This window comes from Alicyclobacillus kakegawensis NBRC 103104 (assembly GCF_001552655.1).
GTDB lineage: Bacteria > Bacillota > Bacilli > Alicyclobacillales > Alicyclobacillaceae > Alicyclobacillus_G > Alicyclobacillus_G kakegawensis.
This window is the reverse complement of record NZ_BCRP01000001.1, coordinates 122,552-145,102: the sequence shown is the minus strand read 5'-3', so window position 1 is coordinate 145,102 and position 22,551 is coordinate 122,552. Positions and strand designations below refer to the sequence as shown.

Below are 22,551 nucleotides of genomic sequence, written 5' to 3'. Positions count from 1 at the left end.
CCTCAAACAGCCTGCACGCGGTTTGTGAGCGTGCCGAGCTTGTCAATCGTGATTTCAACGACGTCCCCGTCCTTCAGGTACTGGGGCGGGTTCATCGCGTCGCCGACGCCGCCGGGGGTGCCGGTGAGAATGACATCTCCGGGCTCCAGGGTAAGAATCTGCGAGATATACGCGACGAGGAAGTTGACGTTGAACACCAGCGTTCCGGTGTTGGCGCGCTGGCGGACGTCGCCGTTGACCGTCAGGGTGACATCCAGGTCATGCGGGTTGGGCACCTCGTCCGGGGTGACCAGGTAGGGGCCGAGGGGCAGGCTGCCGTCCAGGTTCTTGCCCTGCATCCACTGGATGGTGCGGCGCTGCAAGTCGCGGGCGGACACATCGTTGGCGATGGTGTAGCCGCCCACGTAGCGGAGCGCCTCTTCTGGCGGCACGTCTTTGGCGGTGCGCCCGATGACAAACGCGAACTCGGCTTCATAGTCCAGTTTCTGGGTCACGGGCGGCAGCGGGATGACGTCTCCCGACCCGCGCACGGTGTGGGCGAACTTGGCGAAGAGCACCGGGTATTCGGGGATTTCCCGCTTCATCTCCAGGATGTGTTCTCGGTAGTTATGGCCCACGCAGATGATCTTGCCGGGGCGTGGGATGGGCGCTTCCAACCGGACGGAGGCGGTGTCGACGCAGGCGTCGGCAAGCACCTGCGGCTGTTGGCGTGCGGCCTCCACGAGGCGTTGCAGTCGCTGGTGGCTGGCGTCCCCGGCGGCGAGGTACTCCAGCATCGAGCCTACGGGCTGGCCGGGGAGGAAGCCGTCTATGGCCCGCTCGGCCAGCTCCACGTCCAACAATTGTTCCTCAGACAGGACCACGCCCAGACGATGGCCCGCCCCTTTGCTGAATGTCGCAAGCTTCAAGCTATACCACGCTCCTTTACCAATAGTAAACAAAGTTATCGATTCGTTAACTCGACTATAGCAACGTCGGCTGGTTTTGTAAACGGTTGAATTCGGAGGGGATTGACAAGTCGGATGTTTGCCTCTTATGATAATCACAATCTCGTGAATCATATTTACTAATTGTTAATATGGTTGGGAGGTGAGGCAGAGGCTCCAATCTGGTAGAGTTAAGGGCTAGAGACGGTTCACGAACGGAGGCAGAGGATGTCCAATCGGCGTGAGATGACGGGTCTCGGCATCCAGTCGGTCGAGATAGCGATTGCGATTCTGAAACAGGTTGGAGCGGCGAACCGACCGTTGTCCATCACGGAGATCAGCGAGCTGTGTGGGATGTCGAAGAGCCGTTTGCACCGTTACCTGACCAGCCTGTATCGGACAGGGTTTCTCACGCGCGACGACGACTTGCGTTATTCGGTGGGACCGGAGCTGATGTCACTGGGACTTTTGGCATCCAACCGCTGGGACATCCGCAGACTGGCGAAGCCGGCGCTGGAGCGGCTGCGCGAGCGTATCAACGAGACGGTGGCGCTGTCGGTGTGGACCGAGCGGGGGCCGCACTTTCTGCAATGGGAGGAGAGCACGCGCGCCGTCAACATCGGGATTCGCATCGGAGCACAGGTGAGCGCGGTGAAGTCGGCGGGCGGCAAGGTGTTCCTCGCGTACCTGCCGCGTGCCCAGACGGAGGCGGTGCGCATCCGGGAACTGCGGGAGTACGGCATCGACGCCGAGGCGTTGGAAGTTGAATTGGCGGCCATTCGCAAAAACGGCTTTGCCACCACGGAGGAGAGTTTGCTGCCGGGGATTTTGGCGATTGGCTGCCCGGTGTTTGGGCGCGACGGCGAAGTGGTCGCGGCCATCACGGTGGTCGGGATTTTGGGCGTGTTGGACGGAAGCGCGGCCTCGCCGGTCGTGAAGGCGTTGAAAGAGGAGTGCCGCCGTCTGTCCCGGGAACTGGGCTGCGGCGACGCCTAAGGCGAAGGAGCCCAGGAGAGGGGCTCGGATTGATGGACAACGACAGCCCCTGGTGGGGTTTGGAGCTTGACGGATAACGAAACCCCTGGCGGGGGAGCGGAGGTGAAGGACGGATGCGCACTGTGAACGTGGATGAAGTGATTGGACGCGCTCGGGTTAATCGCTTTCATTGGTTCCTGATTATATGCTGTACGTTCATGATTATGTGTGACGGCTATGATCTGTTCATGTACGGGACAATTGTCCCGTCGCTGATGAAGGACTGGGGGATCTCGCCGGTGGTGGCCGGATCGCTCAACAGTTACGCGCTGGTGGGCATGATGATTGGCGCTCTCGCGCTGGGGCCAGCGGCGGACCGGTGGGGGCGCAAGAATGTGATTGTGATCAGCTGCGCCGTGTTCTGCGTATTCACCGGGTTGGCAGGATTCGCCGGCGGGCCGACGGCGTTTGCGGTGCTGCGATTTATCGCCGGCCTGGGCCTGGGCGGCATCATGCCGAACACGGTCGCTCTGGTGACGGAGTACGCGCCGGCGTCCGTCCGCAGCACATTGGTCGCCGTGATGTTCAGCGGCCACCCGTTCGGCGGCGTGGTGGCTTCACTTATCGGGATGTGGTTGGTGCCGACGGCCGGCTGGCAAGCCGTACTCTGGATAGGAGCCATTCCGTTGCTGGTGTTGCCGCTGTTTGTCTGGTGGGTGCCGGATTCCCTGCAGTTTTACTCGCAGAAACAGCGCACAGACAAGCTCGCCGCTGTGCTTGCGCGAGTGTCCGGGGAGACCTATGACGCACAGGATAGCTACGTGTTGACACGGCCTGTGGAGAGAGGGTTCCCGGTCATCCGGCTGTTCGGCGAAGGCCGGGGCGTATCGACGGTCCTGTTTTGGGTTTCGTTTTTCATGTGCTTGTTGACGATGTACGGCTTGACGACGTGGCTTCCGAAGCTGATGCAGACCGCCGGGTTTGCGGTGGCGTCGAGTCTCGGGTCTCTGCTGGCGCTGAATGTCGGGGCCATTGTCGGTGCGGTGGTCGGATCGCGCATCGCGGATTGGGTGGGGGCGAAACCGGTGCTGGTGGTGTCGTTTCTCATCGCAGCCGCCTCGCTGGTGGCGATGAGTCAAAGACCGTCCATCGGGCTGCTCTATGTTCTGCTGTTTGTCGCCGGAGCCACCACCACGGGCACGCAGATTACGTCCAACGCCTACGTGTCCCAGTACTATCCGACGGAAATGCGGTCTACCGGCATCGGATGGGCGCTGGGGGTGGGCCGCCTGGGCGGCATTTTGGGACCCACAGTGGGTGGCCTGTTGGTGGCCGGACACCTGTCCCTGACCGCCGACTTTCTCGCCTTTGCGCTGCCCAGCGTGGTGTCCGCTGTAGCCATGGCCTTGGTTCAGCAGCGTTACGCTGTGTGGCGGCAGCACTCAAGCCATCCCGCCGTGTGAGCGGGCGGCGCAGTCGCTCCTTGGTTCCCCTGCACGGCCCCTCTGCGCGGCCTCCCTGGTTGCAGTGGGGCCGCGGGGGAGGCCATACGGGCACTTATTGGGTCCAGTCTTCGACGCGCAACCCTTTCACCCGTTGAAACTTTCGCGTGTTGATGGAATGACTTGGCGAGTACGGAAGTGGGATATCCGTGCGTTTCGCAGGTGCATGCACGGTTTGCCGCAGGCCATCCCCTGTGCTAAGATGTCGGTCAGAGAAACCCGCAGCCAAAGGCCGCTGTGGGCGGGCGGGCCGCCATGCTGGACAGCAGGGGCGGTTTTTTATGTTCGCGGGGTGTGGTTAGGCCCTTTAGCCGCCCAATGGGACGGATGATACCGAAAGGGGAAGGTGCGCATGGCCATGTTTTATCCCGTCAAGTTTACGCCCATCGCCATGGAACGGATTTGGGGCGGGGGTGTGCTCAAGTCCTGGTTTGGTGTTGCCACCGAGGCGCCGATAGGAGAGTATTGGGTGCTCTCTGGCCACCCCAACGGCACGAGCGTGGTCAGCAACGGATGGCTTGCTGGCAAATCGCTGGTGGACCTGACGGCGCAGTATCCGGAGGAGTACCTGGGCGACTCGCCACAACCCCGCTTTCCGCTGTTGGTGAAGTTCCTGGAAGCGAGCACAGATTTGTCCGTGCAAATCCACCCGGACGACGCCTACGCGAAGGAACACGAGGGTGATTTTGGCAAGACGGAGGCTTGGTATGTGCTCAAGTGCCCCGAGCGGGGCCGGGTCAACTACGGGCACCGTTTTCAGAACCGCGAGCAATATCGGACGGCAATCCTGGAGGGCCGGGTGAAGGATTTCTTGGAGTACCGGCCGATTCAACCGGGAGACGTGGTCTACGTCCCGTCGCGCACCCTGCACGCGCTGTTGGGGGGAACGATGGTGATTGAGGTGCAGCAGACCTCGGACGTGACGTACCGCGTGTACGACTGGGATCGCGTGGGTAAGGACGGGCGGCCGCGGGAGCTGCATGTCGAGAGGGCGGCTGACGCCATGATCTACCGGGATGACGCGGACGAGCTACTGGCTCAGAAACGGCATGTGGAAGACGCCACCCAGCGCCGCATCCTCGGCCAAGGGAACGGCTGGACGATGCAGCGGTTGGTCACGTGTCCGTATTTCACACTGGACAAAGTGCAGCTGGAACAGGCATCGGCGGCTCTGCAGAGCGGCCGCCCAGGCAACCCGGACATTCTCATCTGCGCGGACGGATCAGGCGTGTTGCGCTGGCAAAAGGAAGAGCTGCCGCTCAAGGCAGGAGACACGCTGCTGGTGCCCGCGAGCATCGACGCTTATGAGCTGGCCAGCGACGGCCGGCTGACAGCGCTGCGCACATACTATTGACGCGGGGCCGCCGTGCGCAGCGGCTGCTGCAGACGCAGGGCTTGCATCAGGTTGGAGAACAAGAGGGCGGTGGTCACGGGTCCGACACCGCCCGGGACGGGGGAGCAGGCGGCCGCGCGGGCTGCGGCCGCCGGATGGACATCTCCCACCACGCCACCGTCCGGGGATTCGTTGATGCCGGCGTCAATCACCCACAGCCGCTCGTGCACCATGTCCTCACGAATCAGACCGGCCTTGCCGACGGCGACAAACAGGATGTCCGCTTGGCGCGTGTGCACCCGCAAATCGGGGGTGCCGATATGGCAGACAGTGACGGTGGCTCCTTTGCGCAGGAGCAGATGCAGCAGCGGCTGGCCGACGGTCTGCCCAAACCCGACCAGGACGGCGTGTCTCCCAGCCAGGGGATAGCCGTGGTACTCCGCCAGTTGCACGCAGGCCTCCGGCGTGGCTGGATAAATGCCGGGCGTGCCGCACAGGTTGGCCATGCGGTTGTGGGGCGTCAGGCCGTCAATATCCTTCTCCGGGCGGATGGCGGCGATAACGGTCTGGGTGTCGATGCTCGGCGGCAGCGGCAGCTCGACCATGATGCCGTGCACGAGCGGGTCCCTGTTCAACTGTTCCAGTACCGACAACAGCTGCGCCTGCGAGGTGTCCGCCGGCACTTGGCGCACCTCCAGTTCGATGCCGAGCTGGCGGGCGGTACGGCGCTTGGCGTTGGCGTAAAAATCCGAAGCCGCGTCGCCTTCCACCAACACCGTCACCATCCGCGGCGTGACTCCGCGGGCCTGCCACGCCAGCGCCTGCGCGCGCACGCGTGCGCGAATGTCCAAAGCCAAGCCACGGCCGCACAGTTGCATGGTCATCCAGCTGCCCCTCCTAACGAAAAGACCGTCTGAGCTGTACACACGCATCTCGTACGTGTTCGCCCAGGCGGTCGGCTGTCTTTTATCCACCATACTCCCTCGTGGTGCTCCACGTTCCGCCAGTCATATGGTGGTTCCTGTTCATTCTCGGCATGCGCGCCAGGAACTTCGCAGGGGAGCGGAGTCCGAGCGCGTGGCTTCCGGTCAATCCGTTCCCAGGATAACAAGGGTTGCGGAATTGGTCAAGGTGCCTTGCCAGCGTCGTCGAACGGATGCGATTCGTGGTATGCTAGGGCATATCGTGTCGAATTGGGGCGGCCAAGATCCGCAGATGACGGCAGAAGGTGGTACGGATAGGTGGAGTACCTGGTCTTCATTCGCTTCGAGGAATCCCCGGCGGTGGCGCGCCGACACATAGAAGCAGCGGAGGCCGCGGGAGCGGGCAATTACGTCTTGAATTCCCGCTACTACGCGCGCCCGGGCGAGGAGGCTCCGTGGCTGGAACAGGCACTTGCGGACGCGCGCGGGCGCGGCGTGTTCATCGCCTTGTATCGCGGCCGTCCGGTCGGTCACGACTTTGACGGCAACGCGTTGTTCTATCCCCTGGATTTGGTCTGGTGCAAAGACGATGTGGAATTGGCCGAGATGATTGGCGTACCGTTGAGCGAGCCTCTGGACACCGGCGCCTCCTACCGGAACGGGCGCAAGACGGATGAGCCGCCATCCGGCAAGCGCTGGGAGTCGTCTGGCCGCCAAGCGCCGTCGAGCGGTGCAGCGGTGGACGAGCAGGCGTGGGCAACGACGCCGCAGGTGTCGGAGGACACGCGGCCGATTGACGTGCCAGCCGGACGTTGGCGTGTCGATGCATCCGATATGGATTCGCCTATGGATTCGCCGCAGGCGCAAGCAGCCGAGCCTGAAGGCAAGTCCTCGGCGCTGCGCACGGCGGCCTGGTTTCTGGTTTGTCTGGTGGCATCGTTCATTGTGGCGTACTTTGCCGCGCGCTTGTTCCTGGGGGATTGACCGCCGGCCCAACCAGCCGGAATCACGTCGAAGTCTGTCGGGCTGACCTGCATAAACGCCCTCCGCCGGAAAGGGGGAGAGCGCTTTTCGGCAGCGGCAGATGGTCACCCGCTTATGGAACTTGGGCCACTCGACTCGTTGTCAATCCGCCCGACAAAGTGCTCCTGAATGATCTGGTGCAGCTTGGTTTTATCCAGGACAATTTCCGAGTTATAATTCTTGAGGATGTCGTCGTACATCGTCTCATTGGTCCCCGGTATCTGGTAATGGTGAATTTCACTGCTTGAATTGAAGTCCGATTTCACAGCCAACCCCAGGCTCAGAAAGTCCTCTGTGGACATGTTGGTCGCAATCAGGAATTTCGGCATCTCCTTGGCCAGCGCCGGCAGGCGTGGGATCTCCGCCGGGCTCATCGCCTTCTTGGCGATTGCCGCTAGGGCCAGTTGCTGCAGCCGTTGTCGGCCATAATCGGTTCCGGGCAGAGAATCGCGTTCATGCACCACTTCCGCGACGTCTCTGCCGGTCATGGTATGCACTCCCTTGGTGTACACCTTGCCCTGGTCTTGCTTATACCACGGGTGGGTCAGACGTACGTCAAACGGCAGGTCCATCGTGATGCCGCCGAGGGCGTTGACCAAGTCCTGAAGTCCCCAGTAGTTGGTTTCCGCATAGTAGTTGATAGGGACACCCGTCAGTTGACTCACGGCCGCGACGGCTTGGAGGATGCCCTCCTTGGTACCGTGCGTGGACTGGGCGATGTATTGCACGCTGGTCAGTTTCGTGTATCCGTATCCCTGCATGTATACCCGCGTGTCGCGCGGAATGCTGAGCATGTTGTACTGATGGCTCTGAAGGTCCACGTGCACCAGCACCATCGAATCGGTGTGGCTGGCCTTCTCTCCCGGGCGTTGGTCCGATCCGATGAGCAAAACGTTGAACACGCCGCTTGGCAGGGTGGTACTTTGCTTCGACTCTCCCGTTGGAGTGACAACGGGCAGGTTGCTGAAATGGTTCTGCGGTTGCAGTTTGTGGTACTCCCACGCGCCGACCCCGGCCGCCGCGCCCACGATGACCGCGATGGACAACAGGGTGTTGCGCAGGATGTGCCGCTTTTTTTTGCGCGGCTTGCCCGACACGCGTCGGGTTTCATGTTTCGCCATATTTTCCCCTCATCATAACAGAATGACCTCTTGGATATGTGTACACGTCAATCCCCTAGCGAACAGTCCGTCGCAAACCGTCCAAACGACATGGATAGACATACTCTACCATGGACAGCCGGCGATTTCTATAGGACCGGGTGTTCACCAATGACGAATTTGCGGATTCTTGGGGAATGAGGCGTATGCGCCTGGGGGGTTCGGGAAATCTATGGTTGAGGTGGTAACCATGCGTCGATTTTCAATATGGGGGCGCTGGGCTGTCGCGGCCGGCGCGTTGGCCCTAACCGGGCTCTCTGCCTTCTTTGCTCCGCAAGTCCAAGCCCAGCCGCGTACGCTGCAGATTGCCATCACGGATGCGGGCTTTCGCCCGCAAAACATCCTGGTGGCATTGAACCAGCCGTTACAGCTGCGGGTAGTCAACGTCGGCAAGAAGGCGCACCAATTTTCCATACCCTACTACCGTATTTACACGGAAACTTTGGCCCCCGGCCGGGTGTCGACAATCGGCTTCGCTCCTTGGACCAGCGGCCGCTTTGAATACATTTCCGATCCGGCCGGGGGCGGCGGGGCTGAATTCACGGGCTGGATGACCGTGGTGGATGCCACCCAGCGTCTGAAGTAGCACCCTCCTTATTCGGCGATCGGTTTTGCCCGCGGCGCGCGCGGGTTGGAGATGTGGATGCGTCCGAGGAACAGAGCGCAGACCACACCCAAGAGGACGAACAGCATGCCGATGAGAAAGACGCTGTGCAGCGAATCCACCAGGGTGGATTTGAGCACAGGCACGACCGCCGTTCGGATTGCGTCCGGCATCTGGGCCAGGGCCGATGGGCTCAAGAGCGACGAATACAGCCCCTGCGCATTGGTCGTGATCATGGATTGAATATGGGCAACGGCTGGGTTGCCGCCGGCCTGCTTGAGGAATGGTCCCAGCGCGTCTGTAAGCTGCGCACTGGAACGCGCGTTGAGCACGGCGCCCAGAATCGTCATACCAAAGGTCCCGCCAATCTGGCGGAAAAATTGGCTGGACGAGGTGACCACCCCAAGTTCGGTCTTGGGGAAGCTCTCCTGCAGCGCGATGGTCAAAAGCGGCATGACCAGTCCCAGTCCCAGACCCAGGATGATCATGTATACAGAAACCACCCAGCTGGCCGTATGCACGCTCAGGTGCGTCAGCAGGTAGAAGGACGCTGCCATAATCAACATCCCCGCCACCGTCTGGGTGCGCACGCCAACCTTGGTCACCAGGCGCCCGCCCACGATGCTGCCCAGCATAACCGTGAGCATCATAGGCGTCATGGCGGTCCCGGACGCGGACGGGCTGATGCCGGCGATACCCTGCAGAAACAGCGGGATGAACATGATGGAGCCGAACATGCCGACGCTCATGAGGAACCCGACACCGTTGATGAGCACGAAAATCCGGCTGCGAAACAGGCGTAACGGCAGGATAGGCTCCTTGGTCCTGGCTTCCGCCCAGATGAATGCGGCCAAGGCGACGGCCGTCAGGGCAAACAGGCCGAGGATCTTCCAGGACGTCCAGGGTGCGTCCTTGCCGCCGAATGTGAGCGCCAGCAGCAGGCTGACGACGCCGACAATCAAGGTCAGGATGCCGGGGATGTCAAACTGCACGCGCGTGTGCCGTTCATGCGCGGCCAGGCCGAGGGCGATGAACACGATGGCGATGAGGGCTATCGGCAGATTGATGTAAAACACCCAGCGCCAGCTCAGAGCGTCCACAATCCAACCGCCAATCTGCGGGCCGATGATGGACGACAGGCCGAAAATGGCGCCAAAGATGCCTTGCCACTTGGCGCGCTCGGCACCGGTGAACAGGTCGCCGATGATGACCATGGCCATTGGCATCATGATGCCGCCGCCGATGCCTTGAAAGCCGCGAAAGATGATCAGTTGGTCCATGGTCTGGGCCGTCCCGCACAGGGCGGACCCTATCATGAACAGCGCCAGCCCGGAAATGTAGACCACGCGCCGGCCGAGCAAATCGGCCAACTTGCCGGCGATGGGCACCACGGTGGTGGACGTCAGCATGTAGGCGGTGGTCAGCCAGGTCATGTAGGCGAGCCCGCCCAGGTCGCCGACGATGCGCGGCATCGCCGTACCCACAATCGTCTGGTCCAACGCGCCAAACAGCATCGCGATGATAAGGCCGGTGATGAGCATCGCGCGGTGGCGAATAAACGTGCCCGGTCGCTCCGCGGGCAGGACGTTCTCCTGTTCCAAACAGCATTCCTCCACTCTCGCCGCACAAAACGGCAACATTCCGTCTTGATGAATGGTTTAGTGACTATATTGTTTAGTCGCCGTAATGCAACTATGCCACATGGCCATCTCTCCGTCAACTGGCCACTCGAGATCACGCTCCATTCCCCATTATATCCACGCAGATTGGAACCGCGGGCTCTTTGCAGGAATTTGTTTCCCCATCACGAATCGTGGTAATCGTGGAAGAATCCGTGACACAGAGAGATCAGCGGGTGGGGTGGCGCTGTGACGGCAAGCCATGGGCATCGTTTGTTCGACTTACTCCTGCGGGAGCTTGACGAGCAGGTTCGACAATATCAAGACCAGCACGGCCAGTGGCCGAGCACCGTGGTTCTGCCCCGCGGCCGCTACATCTTGCTTGAGGATTACTGCCGCGAACTCGAGGTGGCACGGCTCACCGAGGCTATGACGCGGCTCGCCTCCGTGCGCGGCGGCGACGCGGCCCGTTGGCAGCGGCAGAAGCAAGCCGCCCAGGCCGCGCTGCAGCGATTGCGCCGGCAGGGTATCACCGAACTGGTGTGCAGCTTTTGCACCCTGGCTGTGCGGGTGGACGCGGGACGCGACGAACTGGGCCTGGAATAACCCGCAGGTCGTAGCCCCGTCCGCTCACAGCTTGCGCAGGTGCACCTGCTGCACGGTATGGCCCTCCCCTTTCTCCAGCACCAGGTCGGCCCGCGCCTTGGTCGGGGCGATGTTCTCGCGCAGGTTGGGCTCATTGATCTCGTGCCAAATGCGCCGCGCCATAGCCTCCGCCTCCGCGTCGGTCAGGGACGCGTAGCGGTGGAAGTACGAGTTCCTGTCCCGGAATGTCGTCCGGCGCAAGGTGTGGAATCTGTCCACATACCATTCCTCGATGTGGCGCACGTCCGCGTCTACGTAGATGGAAAAATCAAAGAAGTCCGAGAGGAATACCCGCGGACTGCGGCGCCCATCCGAGGTGCCGGTCTGTAGCACGTTCAGACCTTCCAGGATAACGATGTCCGGCTGGCGAATGACCTCATACTCCCCGGGCACGATGTCGTACGTCAAGTGGGAGTACACCGGCGCGACAACCTCCGGTTTCCCCGACTTGACATCGGCGACAAATTGGAGGAGACGGCGGATGTCGTAGCTCTCCGGGAACCCCTTGCGGTTCATCAGACCGCGGGATTCCAGCACGTGATTGGGGTAGAGAAACCCGTCGGTCGTCACCAGGTCGACCTTGGGGTGGTTGGGCCAGCGCTTGAGCAGCGCCTGGATGATGCGCGCTGTCGTGCTCTTGCCCACCGCCACACTGCCGGCGATACCGATAATGTACGGCACCTCGGCGCTCTGGCTGCCCAAAAAGCCGCTGGTGGCGCGGTATAGTTCCTGCCGGTTGGCCACGTACAGGTTCAGCAGTCTCGACAGCGGCAGGTAGATCGCCTCTACTTCCGCCAGCGATATGTTTTCGTTGAGCCCGCGCAAACCTTGCAGCTCTTCCTCGGTTAGCGGCAAGGGTGTGGTATCGCGCAGGCGAGCCCATTCGTCGCGGTCAAACGAGATGTATGGTGAAAACCCGACGCGTGGACTGAAGATGCCCATGGCCTGTCGTACTCCTATCTCGACGTGCATTGGTCGGCCTCCCCGCGGCCGCCGGCCACTCGTTCCGAATGGCCGTCGCTCAAGAACTTGTCAGCCGCATCGCAAGTTGCCCTGCTCATCGTGTGACCCGCAGTGATAGACACAGTCACGATTTTCACACACGGTCACTGATACATCTTGCCTTGCCGCGGCCGCGGATGCAAGTCATCCGGGCAAATTTCCACGGCGGGCGCGGTTTCCACTTGGCCTCCTCAAGCATAGAGAGGAAGCAGCGATCTCGCGCCAAAGGAGTGGACACCCTGAAAGTGCTGGTCACCGGCGGCGCCGGTTTCATCGGATCGAATGTTGTCGACGCGCTTGTCGCCAGTGGGCACGAGGTTGCCGTGCTGGACAACTTGTCCACGGGCCGGAGGGAGCATGTGCCGTCCGGGGTGGCCTTCTACCAAGCGGACTTGGTGACACACGACTTGCACGCGATTGTCACTGCGGAGCGCCCGCAGGTGGTCATCCACCACGCCGCCCAGATCTCCGTGCCGCTGTCGGTGCAAAACCCGGTCTGGGACGCGACCGTCAATATCCTTGGCACGCTGCGCCTGCTGCAGGCCTGTCGGCGCGCGGGCGTCGCCAAGCTGATCTACGCATCTTCCGCCGCAGTCTACGGAAATCCGGACTACCTGCCAGTGGATGAGCGCCACCCGATTCGGCCCATATCTCCTTACGGCGCTTCCAAATACGCTCCCGAACTGTACATCCGCATGTTTGCCGAGTCTGCCGGCATGCGTTACACCATCCTGCGCTACGCCAACGTGTACGGCATCCGTCAGGATCCAGAAGGGGAGGGCGGGGTGGTGGCGGTGTTTGTCGATTGCCTGTTGTCGGGCCGGCGCCCGGTCATCTTCGGCGACGGGGAGCAGACACGCGACTTCATCTATATCAAGGATGTGGCTGCCGCCAATGTGGCGGCGCTCACCACGGGGGATGGCGGCACGTTCAACATCAGCCGCAACGAACGCACGAGCGTCAACCAGCTGTTGCAGACCATGAGTCAGGTGTCGGGTCGGGTGCTGGAGCCTGAACACGCCCCGCCGCGCCCCGGCGACATCCAGCACAGCTCGCTCGCCAACGAAGCCGCCCGCGCGGGTTTAGGATGGGAGCCGCGGTACACGTTGGCCGCCGGCCTGGCCGAGACGCTCGATTACTATCAGCGACAGCGCCCCCCCACTCGTTGATCCGCCCGCACAACGCGCGGCCAAGGCTCAGGGACCTCCGCCCCGAAAGACGGAGCCGCTGGCCGCGCCCCTCGCCCGCACCGCGATGCCGCGTCCGGCCTAATGCGTCTCCTCTGGCTGCTTGTAGGCGGCCGACTGCTTCCAATTGGCCGGAATTGCCGTGTTCTCCCAGTCTTTCTTGGGGAAGAACGAGGCGTGGTGCTCCTTGAAGTACGAATCGAGGATCTTGCGCGCCACCGGCGCCGCCGCGTCAGCGCCCCAGCCCGCACCCGGGATCATCACCGCAATCGCTACCTGCGGCTTGTCGTACGGCGCGTAGGCGATGAACACCGAGTTATCAACCTTGTGCTGGTTGATGGTGATCTCCGCCGTACCCGTTTTGCCGGCGGCCTTGTACGGCGCGTCGTGAAAGACATCGTAAGCGGTGCCCCCTGGGCTGTTGAGCGCGTCCAGCATCCCCTCGCGGGCAATCTGCAGGTACTCCGGCTTGATCTTCAAGGTTGATTCCACGTGTGGCTTGACCACCTGCAACGGCTTGACGTTTTTGGGCAGGGTCGGCTTCATCACCGAAGGGTAGACCGCTTCGAGCAGGTGCGGCTGGATGCGCTGGCCGCCGTTGGCCAGCATCGCCGTATACTGCACCAGTTGTATGGGCGTGTACTGCTGCAGCTGCCCCATTCCGATGAACGCTGCGTCCGCGGGTAAGGCGGGGATGTCCACACGGCCCTTCTGCTTCAGTGTCTTGGCGACTTCAGCCGGAACGACCGTCGGTTGCGCTGGCTTGCTCCCCAATTCGTCCACCCACCAGTTGCCCATTTGCTCGCCGGGCAGGTCGATGCCGGTTTTCGGCCCCAGGCCAAAGCTCCACTCGCCCATCATCAGTTTCACGTACCCCTGCCAGAAGTCGGTCGTCGCCCAGGACATGAGCGATTTTCCGTCCTGCGGGGCGCCGGGGTTGTGCGCGGTCGAGCCGAACCACTTGGCAAAGTGCAGGCCAATTTGGTAGAAATACGTGTCGCATGAGACGGCGATGGCCTTGATGGGATCCACGATCCCGTGGTTCGCATCGTCATGCGCAGTGTACCCGCCCAGGTCCGTATAGTAGGAGTCCGCAATGGTCGTCCACGGTGTGATGATGCCCGCCTCCAGCGCGAGAATCAGGTTGGCCGGCTTCACGGTCGATCCGACCGTCTGCGGTCCTTGGATGACGTAGTTGGTCTGTGGCCCCCCGGGTTGGTTCAGGTAGTCCTGGTGTTTCAGGTAGCCGCCGTTGCCCGGCGTATACCAGTTGGGGTCCAGATATGGGTAACTGGCCATCACCAGCACCGCGCCGGTGTGCACATCCATCATCACGGCGGAGGCAAACGGAATCTCGCTCGCGTCTTTGGCGTGTAAGAGTTGCGAGTACAACGCTTCCTGGGCCACCGCCTGGAGGTGGCCGTCGAGCGTCAGCTGCAGCGTCTTGCCCGGCTGCGGCGCCGGATTGAAGCCCAACTGCTGCTGGCTGTTTCCGGACGGATCTACCAGGACTTCCTGCTTGCCGACTTTACCCTGCAACAGCCGCTCGTACTCCTGCTCGATGCCGCTCGTTCCGACCTTTTGGCTCAGCAGGTACTTCGGGCCGCCGTCCTTGGGGTGCAGGTACTGGTCCTCGTTGTCCTGGGTGATGGAGCTGGTGTAGCCAAGCACCTGCCCGGCCAAATCGCCGTACGGGTATTCGCGCATTCCGTCCGACTGAATGGTGACGCCGGGCAGGGAGTCCAGGTGCTCCTCGACGAACGACAGCTGTTTCTCGCTGATGTTCTTGAACAGGCTGATTTGGGCCAGGCGCTTACTTGTGGGTACACCCTTTTGTTCCATCGTGTCTTCCAGATCTTTGGCGTTCACGTGAAAGACGGGCGCCAGGAGCTGCGCCATCCTGTGAAAATCCTGCTTGGTGTCCGAAAACACGTCCAGGGTCACCGAGTATGATGGTTTGTTGTAGGCGAGCAGGTTCCCGTTGGTGTCGAAAATCCAACCGCGTGACGGCAGCACGGCCACCTTTTTCATGGACACTGTCGACGCCTGCTTGCGGAAGGATGCGCCTTCATTGATTTGCACAAAGCCAAGACGCAAGATGAGGCATCCCATAGCGATGAAGACGAAGCCATAGATAAAGTTGACGCGGGCCGTATGGGGGCGCCGCGCCCGCGCCGCCGGTTCCTCATCCGCAGGCTGCCGCTTTGGGTTTCGCGGCAGGCCCTGTTGTACGGACCGGCGTTTCTTTTTGTTGCGCGGGAGAAACCACGAGCGGGATCGATGTGCCAACCGGCCTTCACCCCTCATCAAGACGGAAAGTTCGAGATCGGACGACCAGACAAACGATGACGAAATCTAGGCATATCATAGCATTTCTGAGCAAACTGTGTCCGTGTTTCGACGGCGTCCGCAGGGGGGAAAAGAGGCCGGAACGGGACTTATTTCTCCTGTTCCGGCTGCTTGTAGGCGGTCGATTGCGTCCAGTTGGCCGGAATGGCCGTGTTCTGCCAATCTTTCTTGGGGAAAAACTGGTGGTGTTCCTGGAAGTAGGTGTCCATGATCTGGCGCGCGACCGGCGCGGCGGTGTCGGCGCCGTAGCCCGCGCCGGGAACCATCACGACCACTGCGATTTCCGGATGGTTGTACGGCGCGTAGCCGATAAACACCGAGTTGTCCATGCGCTGGTTGTGCAGGCTGATCTCGGCGGTACCCGTCTTGCCGGCCGCCACATACGGCGCGTCCTGGAACACCGTGTAGGCGGTGCCCCCGGGTGTGTTGCAAGTGCCCCGCATGCCTTCCTGGGCCAGCTTCAGATACGCCGGATTGATTTTAAGATTGGCCTGCACCTTCGGCTTGACGGTCTCAATCGGCTTGGCGTCCTTGGACAGGTGCTGTTGCAAGGTTGGGTTGTAAACCGCCTTCAACAGGTGCGGCTGCAGCCGCTTGCCGTTGTCGGCAATGGTCGCCACGTACTGCGCCAATTCAATGGGCGTGAATTGCTGCATCTGGCCGATGGCCGCCCAGGCCGCATCGGGCGGCGCGGCCAGCAGGTCGACCTTGCCTTTGTCCTTGAGCTCCTGGGCCACCTTGTTTAACTGAATGTACTGGGGTTTGCCCGTCTCAAAGTTGTCAATCCAGGCTTTGCCCGCAATCTCGCCCGGCAGATCGATGCCGGTCAGTTGCCCGAGGCCAAATCGCCACTCGCCCTCCAAGAGGCGCACATACCCTTTCCAGAAATCCGTCTCCTGCCAGTCGGTCAGGTTCTTGCCGGCGGGATGACCAGGGTTTTGTATGGTCGATCCGACCCAGTTCGCGAGCGCCAGCCCGACGCGATAGAAGAACACGTCGCACGACTCGGCGATTGCCTTTACCGGGGTCACCCAGCCGTGATTGGCGTCGTCCTTGATGATCTTGTTGGCCACGTCGAGATAGGGCACGTCCAGCCAAGCGGTTGTGGAGGACAGGACGCCCGACTCCAGGCCGGTGATGAGGTTGGCCGGTTTCACGGTCGATCCGGGCGGCTGCGCACTGCTGATGGCGGTGTTGATCTGGGCCAGGGTATTATTCAGGTATTGCGCGTGCTTCTGGTAGCCGCCGTTGCCCGGTGTGTACCAGTTCGGATCGAAATAGGGGTAGCTGACCATGGCCAGAACGCCGCCGGTTTTGACGTCCAGTACGACGGCCGAGGCCATGCTGATGTCATTTGCGTACTTGGAGTGTTGGACCTCGTTGATCACCGCTTCCTGCGCCATCGCTTGCAGGTGCCCGTCCAGCGTCAACTGCAGGTACTTGCCGGGCTCGGGCTCAGGAGCAAACCCCAATTGACTTTGCGACTTGTCCCGTGCGTTGACGGCGACAATCTGTTCGCCGACCTGGCCTTGGAGCAGCTTTTCGTACTCCTTCTCAATGCCCGTCCTGCCCACGTACTGTGTCATCTTGTACTTGATGCCGTTGTACTGGCCGTCCAGGTAGCTTTTGAGTTCCGTTTTCGGAATCTGTCCGATGTATCCAAGCACCTGGCCCGCCAGGTCGCCGTTCGGATAGGTGCGTTGGCCGTTGGTCTGGATTGACAGGCCCGGCAGTTGGCTCAGATGCTCCTGGATAAACGCCAACTGCCTGTCGTCGATGTTCTTGAACAGGGTGATGTCCTGGTATTGCTCGTTCTGGTACCGCATGGTATGCGCCAACTTCTCCCATGAGGTGTGGAAGACTGGCGCCAGGAGCTGCGCCATGCGGTTGAAGTCCTGTTCGTGGTTGCCAAACCTCGTCAGCGTCACGCTGTACGTCGGCTTGTCGTAGGCCAACAGGTTGCCATTGGTGTCGTAGATCCAGCCCCGCGGCGGCAGGACTGGCACCCGGTTGAGCGCGGCTGTGGCGGCCTGTTGGCGGAAGTAATCTCCCTCGTTGATCTGAACATAGCCCAATCGCAGGACGAGGGAGGCCATGGTGATAAAGACGACGCCATAAACAAAGTTGATGCGGCGGTTATGCGGCCGCGGCAAGCGCTCCGAATTGGCGTTGTCCTCGGCCTGGCCAGCTCGTCTGCGGTTGGCTCTGCGGGGGTTGAAGCGGGGGCGCTTCCAGCGGCTCATGCTGCACCTTCCTTCCCTGGGCCATTGCCACTGTCTATCATAGCATCCACCGCGGGCGGCAGAATTGACACATCTGCGACAGCTCTGTGTCGCTTAATGTCTGTGGAAAATGCAGGGCGCATGCGGGGATGGGCGCTCACCGCCGCCACGGGAGCGAAAAGTGGCGGCGCTTGCAGCCCGTCGCATCGGATGGCAGCGGACCAGGGACGAAAGCGCCCGAAACCGTTCTCCCCGGCCTGTGCTAGTCAGAAAAATACCGAAACAGCTATAATAGACGACAATAGCGAGAAGGAGGAATTCGGGGACGGTTCAACACGCCAAAAAGGGGGGCTCACCATGGCGATGGTCCTGCACGACCTCGATCACCTGGTGGAGACGGTGGCGAGTGACGTGGTGCGCTGGCGGCGGCACCTGCACCAGCACCCGGAGCTGTCGTTTGAAGAGCGCAAGACGGCTCAGTTTGTCTACCACACCCTGCAGGCATTCGGAGGCTTCGAGCTGACGCGCCCCACGCGCACCAGTGTCGTCGCGCGCCTGCATGGATTGCGCCCGGGCGGTGTGGTGGCGCTGCGCGCGGACATGGACGCGCTGCCGATTCAGGAGGAGAACGAGTTTGAATTCGTGTCGCAAAACCCGGGGGTCATGCACGCCTGTGGCCATGACGGGCACACCGCCGTCTTGCTGGCGGTGGCGAAGGTGCTCAGCCGCATGCGCGAGGAAATCGCCGGGGAAGTCCGGTTTATCTTCCAGCACGCGGAGGAGGTGTATCCGGGCGGCGCCCAGGAGCTGGTGGACCTGGGTGTGCTTGAGGGCGTGGACGCCGTTCTCGGCCTGCACCTGTGGGCGTCGCTGCCCTGTGGACAGGTGGCGCTCAGACCAGGTCACTTGATGGCCGCTCCGGACACGTTCTACCTGACCGTGCGCGGCCAGGGCGGCCACGCCGCACAGCCGCACCTGACGGTGGATCCCATCAGCGTCGCGGCCCAGGTGATCACCAACCTGCAGCATGTGGTCTCCCGCTACAACGATCCGCTCGATCCGCTCGTGCTCTCGGTCACGCAGATTGCGGGCGGCAGCACCACCAACGTCATCCCGAACGAGGTGCAGATGAGCGGCACCGTGCGCAGCTTCAAGCAGGAGCTGCGCGAATCGGCGCCCGTTTGGATGGAGCGCGTCATCCGCGGTGTGACGGAGGCGCACGGGGCCGACTACGAGTTTCGCTACGAATATGGGTATCGGCCGGTCATCAACGACGAGAAGTTGACGCAGACCCTGCGCCAGACGCTGACGCGTGTGTTTGGCCCCGGGGTCGTGGTGGATGCGGTGCAGACGATGGGCGGGGAGGACTTTTCCGCGTATCAGCAGGCGGCGCCTGGCACGTTCTTCTTCGTGGGCGCGGGCAACCCGGACAAGGGTATCCGGTACCCACACCACCACCCGCGCTTCACGGTCGACGAAGCGGCGCTGCCGATTGCCGTCAAGGCAATGCTCGCCGGCGCCTTGCGTGTGCTCGAAACCGCGTCGGCACGGACGGATCGGACGGAAGGGTGAGCCGTAGGCTCGTGGGCCCAGCGAGGGAGGCGGCCCCGGCGGGGCTGGTTCGGGCGCAGACAGTTTCTTTGATGTGACGCCGTGCTCGCCGGAGCCGCCCGGGCGTGGCCCGGTGTCGGCCGTCCGCGACGGGTTGCCGCACGGGACTGGATACGGCTTATATCAGCACCGCGCCAGTCTCGGTGACGTTCATCTGCAAGTTGTCAATCAACCTCGTCTCGCCGACATAGGCCGCCACCGCCAGCAGCACTTCGCCTTCTAGTTTGTCCACCGGCTGCAGATCGGAGAGGGACACGATATCCGCGTAATCCAAGCGCACGCCAGGCTCCGCTTCCACGCTGGCGCGCATCTCTCGCACCAATTTCGCCGCCGACCGTTCTCCGGCCAGGATGGCCTCCTTGGCCTGGTTGAGCGAGCGGTAGAGCACGGTCGCGTGCCGGCGTTCCTCCGGAGTTAAGTAGACGTTGCGCGAGCTTTTCGCCAGCCCATCCGCGTCGCGCACGGTCGGGACGGTGACAATCTGCACCGGCATGTTCAGGTCCTCCACCAGCCGCAGGATGATGGCCGCCTGCTGAGCGTCCTTGCGGCCAAAATAGGCGCGGTCGGGCTGGACGATATGCAGCAGCTTCGAGACCACGGTGGCCACGCCGCGGAAATGGCCAGGGCGGGACCGGCCGCACAGGGTCTCACTCATTCTCGGCAACTCAATCACCGTCTCCGGCGGTCTGGGGTACATCTCGTCTACACCCGGCATGAACACGATATCGCAGCGGTGCTCGGCCAGCATCGCTTTGTCGCGCTCGGCGTCGCGCGGGTAGCGATCAAAGTCCTCGTTGGGGCCAAATTGCAGCGGGTTGACAAAGATGCTGACCACCACCAGGTCGTTTTCCTGGCGGGCGGTGTCCACCAGGCGCATGTGTCCATCGTGCAAAAATCCCATGGTCGGGACCAGGCCCACCGTTTTGCCTTCACGCCGGGCTGTGGCCACCGCTTGTCTAATTTCAGCAATCGTCTCTATGGTCTGCATGCTATGTAGGCACCTCATCTTCGCTTTGACGGCTTGTCTTGCGCCGCCCGTCGGGTGGTTACGAGTCGCGCGTTTCGCCGCGCAGCAGGTCTTCCCATTCCGCGCGTTCCTCCTCTTTCAACTGCACGGTCTGGTCCGGGCCCGGGAATTGCCCGCTTGCCACCTCCTGCACGTACGCGGCGGCCGCGCTGCGAATCGTGTCCGCCAACTGGGCGAAACGCTTGTTGTGCTTAGGGATGTATCCGGTCGTGTAACCCATCGCGTCGTGGAACACCAGCACCTGCCCGTCGCAGTGCGGTCCCGCTCCGATGCCGATGGTCGGGATGGTCAGGCGCTCGGAGACGGCCTGGGCCACCTCGTCGGGGACCAGTTCCAGCACGACCGAAAACGCGCCCGCCTCCTGCAGCGCCAGAGCGTCGTCCAGCAGCCGCTTGGCGGCCGCGGCGGTCCGCCCCTGCACCTTAAATCCGCCGAACGCGTGCACCGACTGCGGAGTGAGGCCAATGTGCCCCATCACCGGCACCCCGGCGTCGACCAATCGCCGCACTGTCTCCGCCATGGCGGCACCGCCCTCCAGCTTGACCGCCTGCGCGCCGCCTTCGCTCATCAGCCGTCCCGCGCTGACCAGCGCCTGCTCGGGCGAGACTTGGTAGGTCATGAACGGCAGATCCGCGACCACCAGTGGCCGGGTCACCGCCCGCGCCACCATGCGGGTGTGGTAGATGACATCTTCCAGCGTCACCGGCAGCGTGGTCCCGTTCCCCTGCACCACCATGCCCAGCGTGTCGCCGATCAACAGGGCGTGTACCCCTGCCTCTTCCAACAACTGGGCAGACGGGTAGTCGTACGCGGTCATCATCGCAATCTTCTCGCCCGCTTGCTTCATCCTGAGGAACGTACGGATGGTCACCGGCTTTGTCATTCCAGATCCCCTCCAAACAATTCACCAAACGCCTTGTGCGCGTTGATATGCCCAGACCCTTTCTGCTGTGCCAGGCGCGCCGCCACGCGCCCCAGCGCCTTGTACGCCGCCAGCGCCTCTGGCAGTGCCGCGAGCGCCGCCAGGTGCCGCTCGACCGTCTGCACGTCGCCCCGCTCCACGGGACCTGTCAAGGCATTGGGCAGCCCGAGTTGCTCCAGGTTGCGCAGGGCGCCGCGCATCAGCGGCAGGTACGGCTCAATGCCGCCCGGCAGCGGGGAGACCTCGGCGACGACCGCCGCCAGAGCCACCAGGGCGTTGGACGCCAGCGCCGCCGCCGCGTGGTAACGGGCGCGGTCCAGTCCCGCGGAGACCACAGGCTGCCCGCCGATGTGCTGGACCCAGCCGATGACCTCGGCCAGGGCGCTTTCCTCGCCATCAAGGATGAACGAGATGCCGCGAAACACCCCTGCGTTCCCGGCATCTGCCACGGTCTGTAGCGGGTGCATCGCCGCCGTGCGCACCCCGCGGCACGCGAGCGGGTGCAGCACCTCCGCGTCGGCCGATCCGGCCGTATGCGCGACAATCGCTCCCTCGGCAAAGCGCACGCACTGGGCGAGCTGCTGGGCGGCCGTGGCCAGCAGCCGGTCCGGGAGGCACAGCAGGACCAGGTGCGCCTCGGTCAGGTCGATGACGGGCGCCGGCTTGCAACCGGCGCTGCCGGCTTCACCGCCGCCAACCGCATCCGGGGCGCCGGCCGCGATGGGAGACGGTTGGACCGAAACCCCCGTGAGCTGCTCAAACCTCTCTGCGCTCGCGCCGCCAGGCCGACCGTAGGCGGCCAACACCCGGTGCCCGGCGGCCTGCATGCTGCAGGCCAGCGCCGCACCGACACGTCCCGGGCCAAAGATGACCAGATTCGACAAAACGCGCTCCCCGCTTTCTGCAGTTTTCCTGTCCATGTTCATTGTATCAAAGAAGCATCAAAAAACCTGGGTTCACCCGGCCATCAGCGCATACACCCAGCTCGCGCGGAGCCACGAACCCGTTCCGGGCCCCAGTACATACAGAGGCCGATCCGCCCGGTTCACGGACGGATCGGCCTCTGTCGCCTCGCGCTTCCTGGTGCGGTGGGGTCAGATGAGGTCAAAAGAAGAACGGCCAGCTGCCGGCAGCGCCTCCCGTACCGGCACCTTGCCCGTACGCACCCGGGTCCCCGGCACCTGGACCGCTGCCCCACCCGCCAGGGCCCGGCCCAGCCCCGGCACCTGGCCCTGCGCCGAATCCGGGTCCTGCGTTAAAGCCTGGCCCAGGGTTAAATCCGGGCCCTGGTCCGAAGCCGCCAAAGCCAGGCGCCCTTATGCCGCTGGAGCCACCAGGTGGCGGATCGGCCGCCCCACCGCCACCGCCGAACCAGCCACGGCCGGCCCGCTTGGCGCCCCACAGCCCGCCGAGCAGCAGCAGGAGGGGCAGGAAGGTGGGCTCCGCTCCGATGTCTTCCCCGCGGATGTAAGAAACCGGCGCTTGCGGCCGGTGTGGGCGTGCGCGCTTGGATGGATGGCC

Annotated in this window: 19 protein-coding genes and 1 riboswitch; of the genes, 8 read left to right on the top strand and 11 right to left on the bottom strand. The window is 62.7% G+C overall.

Annotated elements, in window-relative coordinates; genetic code table 11:
• Positions 1 to 2: 2 nt before the first annotated feature.
• The gene (locus tag AK2_RS00640; protein ID WP_067930124.1) at positions 3 to 908 is read right to left on the bottom strand and encodes a fumarylacetoacetate hydrolase family protein; all 906 of its coding nucleotides are present in this window, start codon (positions 906 to 908) and stop codon (positions 3 to 5) included.
• Between the two features lie 246 nt (positions 909 to 1,154).
• On the opposite strand from AK2_RS00640, the gene AK2_RS00635 reads away from it, so the two are divergent.
• The 3 genes from AK2_RS00635 to AK2_RS00625 all read left to right on the top strand — a co-directional run bounded on the left by AK2_RS00635 (position 1,155) and on the right by AK2_RS00625 (position 4,757).
• Entirely contained in the window at positions 1,155 to 1,922 is a 768-nt protein-coding gene (locus tag AK2_RS00635) for an IclR family transcriptional regulator (RefSeq protein WP_067930123.1), read from the top strand.
• Positions 1,923 to 2,035: 113 nt separating this feature from the next.
• Positions 2,036 to 3,364 (top strand): MFS transporter, encoded by a 1,329-nt coding sequence (locus AK2_RS00630; RefSeq protein WP_067930122.1) that lies wholly within the window; start codon positions 2,036 to 2,038, stop codon positions 3,362 to 3,364.
• A 391-nt stretch (positions 3,365 to 3,755) separates the two neighbouring features.
• The gene (locus AK2_RS00625) at positions 3,756 to 4,757 is read left to right on the top strand and encodes a type I phosphomannose isomerase catalytic subunit (RefSeq protein WP_245632695.1); all 1,002 of its coding nucleotides are present in this window, start codon (positions 3,756 to 3,758) and stop codon (positions 4,755 to 4,757) included.
• Here AK2_RS00625 and AK2_RS00620 read toward each other — a convergent pair.
• Entirely contained in the window at positions 4,751 to 5,620 is an 870-nt protein-coding gene (locus AK2_RS00620) for a bifunctional 5,10-methylenetetrahydrofolate dehydrogenase/5,10-methenyltetrahydrofolate cyclohydrolase (protein WP_067930121.1), read from the bottom strand. The two genes, AK2_RS00625 and AK2_RS00620, sit on opposite strands and share 7 nt — an antisense overlap.
• A 54-nt stretch (positions 5,621 to 5,674) precedes the next feature.
• Positions 5,675 to 5,757: riboswitch (ZMP/ZTP riboswitch) on the bottom strand.
• Positions 5,758 to 5,977: 220 nt separating this feature from the next.
• Here AK2_RS00620 and AK2_RS00615 point away from each other — a divergent pair.
• A complete protein-coding gene (locus tag AK2_RS00615; protein WP_067930120.1) occupies positions 5,978 to 6,643 on the top strand; it encodes a hypothetical protein in 666 nt (221 codons plus the stop codon).
• A 104-nt stretch (positions 6,644 to 6,747) separates the two neighbouring features.
• Here AK2_RS00615 and AK2_RS00610 read toward each other — a convergent pair whose 3' ends face one another.
• Positions 6,748 to 7,803, bottom strand: coding sequence for an LCP family protein (locus tag AK2_RS00610; RefSeq protein WP_067930113.1), 1,056 nt, complete (start codon positions 7,801 to 7,803; stop codon positions 6,748 to 6,750).
• Positions 7,804 to 8,014: 211 nt separating this feature from the next.
• On the opposite strand from AK2_RS00610, the gene AK2_RS00605 reads away from it, so the two are divergent.
• Positions 8,015 to 8,428: a cupredoxin domain-containing protein gene (locus AK2_RS00605; protein ID WP_067930111.1), complete on the top strand. Its 414-nt coding sequence runs from the start codon at positions 8,015 to 8,017 to the stop codon at positions 8,426 to 8,428.
• A gap of 8 nt (positions 8,429 to 8,436) precedes the next feature.
• On the opposite strand, the gene AK2_RS00600 is transcribed toward AK2_RS00605, so the two are convergent.
• Positions 8,437 to 9,987, bottom strand: coding sequence for an MDR family MFS transporter (locus AK2_RS00600; protein WP_067930513.1), 1,551 nt, complete (start codon positions 9,985 to 9,987; stop codon positions 8,437 to 8,439).
• 327 nt (positions 9,988 to 10,314) lie between these two features.
• Here AK2_RS00600 and AK2_RS00595 point away from each other — a divergent pair, with 327 nt between their 5' ends.
• The gene (locus tag AK2_RS00595; protein WP_067930109.1) at positions 10,315 to 10,671 is read left to right on the top strand and encodes a hypothetical protein; all 357 of its coding nucleotides are present in this window, start codon (positions 10,315 to 10,317) and stop codon (positions 10,669 to 10,671) included.
• A gap of 24 nt (positions 10,672 to 10,695) precedes the next feature.
• On the opposite strand, the gene coaA is transcribed toward AK2_RS00595, so the two are convergent.
• Positions 10,696 to 11,652: a type I pantothenate kinase gene (gene coaA / locus AK2_RS00590; protein ID WP_067930510.1), complete on the bottom strand. Its 957-nt coding sequence runs from the start codon at positions 11,650 to 11,652 to the stop codon at positions 10,696 to 10,698.
• Positions 11,653 to 11,957: 305 nt separating this feature from the next.
• Here coaA and AK2_RS00585 point away from each other — a divergent pair, with 305 nt between their 5' ends.
• On the top strand, positions 11,958 to 12,881 hold the full coding sequence (locus tag AK2_RS00585; RefSeq protein ID WP_245632694.1) for an NAD-dependent epimerase/dehydratase family protein: 924 nt from the start codon (positions 11,958 to 11,960) through the stop codon (positions 12,879 to 12,881).
• Positions 12,882 to 12,980: 99 nt separating this feature from the next.
• On the opposite strand, the gene AK2_RS00580 is transcribed toward AK2_RS00585, so the two are convergent.
• Both AK2_RS00580 and AK2_RS00575 read right to left on the bottom strand, forming a co-directional pair.
• Positions 12,981 to 15,188, bottom strand: a complete 2,208-nt coding sequence (locus AK2_RS00580) for a penicillin-binding transpeptidase domain-containing protein (protein WP_067930108.1) — start codon at positions 15,186 to 15,188, stop codon at positions 12,981 to 12,983.
• 149 nt (positions 15,189 to 15,337) lie between these two features.
• Complete coding sequence (locus AK2_RS00575) at positions 15,338 to 17,491, bottom strand: penicillin-binding transpeptidase domain-containing protein (protein ID WP_067930107.1); 2,154 nt, start codon at positions 17,489 to 17,491, stop codon at positions 15,338 to 15,340.
• Between the two features lie 342 nt (positions 17,492 to 17,833).
• Here AK2_RS00575 and AK2_RS00570 point away from each other — a divergent pair, with 342 nt between their 5' ends.
• A complete protein-coding gene (locus AK2_RS00570) occupies positions 17,834 to 19,042 on the top strand; it encodes a M20 family metallopeptidase (RefSeq protein ID WP_067930505.1) in 1,209 nt (402 codons plus the stop codon).
• Positions 19,043 to 19,199: 157 nt separating this feature from the next.
• On the opposite strand, the gene panC is transcribed toward AK2_RS00570, so the two are convergent.
• The 4 genes from panC to AK2_RS00550 all read right to left on the bottom strand — a co-directional run bounded on the left by panC (position 19,200) and on the right by AK2_RS00550 (position 22,334).
• Entirely contained in the window at positions 19,200 to 20,069 is an 870-nt protein-coding gene (gene panC, locus AK2_RS00565; RefSeq protein ID WP_067930105.1) for a pantoate--beta-alanine ligase, read from the bottom strand.
• Positions 20,070 to 20,127: 58 nt separating this feature from the next.
• Positions 20,128 to 20,991, bottom strand: coding sequence for a 3-methyl-2-oxobutanoate hydroxymethyltransferase (gene panB / locus AK2_RS00560; RefSeq protein ID WP_067930103.1), 864 nt, complete (start codon positions 20,989 to 20,991; stop codon positions 20,128 to 20,130).
• Positions 20,988 to 21,950: a DUF2520 domain-containing protein gene (locus tag AK2_RS00555; RefSeq protein WP_169794704.1), complete on the bottom strand. Its 963-nt coding sequence runs from the start codon at positions 21,948 to 21,950 to the stop codon at positions 20,988 to 20,990. The genes panB and AK2_RS00555 overlap by 4 nt, the downstream gene beginning before the upstream one ends.
• A gap of 174 nt (positions 21,951 to 22,124) precedes the next feature.
• A complete protein-coding gene (locus tag AK2_RS00550; protein WP_067930094.1) occupies positions 22,125 to 22,334 on the bottom strand; it encodes a hypothetical protein in 210 nt (69 codons plus the stop codon).
• Positions 22,335 to 22,551 lie beyond the last annotated feature (217 nt).

Bases quoted from the DNA above. Each gene is read 5' to 3' on its own strand.
- panB (WP_067930103.1), bottom strand. From the start codon at position 20,991: ATGACAAAGCCGGTGACCATCCGTACGTTCCTCAGGATGAAGCAAGCG.
- AK2_RS00610 (WP_067930113.1), bottom strand. From the start codon at position 7,803: ATGGCGAAACATGAAACCCGACGCGTGTCGGGCAAGCCGCGCAAAAAA.
- coaA (WP_067930510.1), bottom strand. From the start codon at position 11,652: ATGGGCATCTTCAGTCCACGCGTCGGGTTTTCACCATACATCTCGTTT.
- AK2_RS00630 (WP_067930122.1), top strand. From the start codon at position 2,036: ATGCGCACTGTGAACGTGGATGAAGTGATTGGACGCGCTCGGGTTAAT.
- AK2_RS00625 (WP_245632695.1), top strand. From the start codon at position 3,756: ATGGCCATGTTTTATCCCGTCAAGTTTACGCCCATCGCCATGGAACGG.
- panC (WP_067930105.1), bottom strand. From the start codon at position 20,069: ATGCAGACCATAGAGACGATTGCTGAAATTAGACAAGCGGTGGCCACA.
- AK2_RS00605 (WP_067930111.1), top strand. From the start codon at position 8,015: ATGGTTGAGGTGGTAACCATGCGTCGATTTTCAATATGGGGGCGCTGG.
- AK2_RS00600 (WP_067930513.1), bottom strand. From the start codon at position 9,987: ATGCTCATCACCGGCCTTATCATCGCGATGCTGTTTGGCGCGTTGGAC.
- AK2_RS00635 (WP_067930123.1), top strand. From the start codon at position 1,155: ATGTCCAATCGGCGTGAGATGACGGGTCTCGGCATCCAGTCGGTCGAG.
- AK2_RS00555 (WP_169794704.1), bottom strand. From the start codon at position 21,950: ATGGACAGGAAAACTGCAGAAAGCGGGGAGCGCGTTTTGTCGAATCTG.
- AK2_RS00575 (WP_067930107.1), bottom strand. From the start codon at position 17,491: ATGAGCCGCTGGAAGCGCCCCCGCTTCAACCCCCGCAGAGCCAACCGC.
- AK2_RS00620 (WP_067930121.1), bottom strand. From the start codon at position 5,620: ATGACCATGCAACTGTGCGGCCGTGGCTTGGCTTTGGACATTCGCGCA.
- AK2_RS00570 (WP_067930505.1), top strand. From the start codon at position 17,834: ATGGTCCTGCACGACCTCGATCACCTGGTGGAGACGGTGGCGAGTGAC.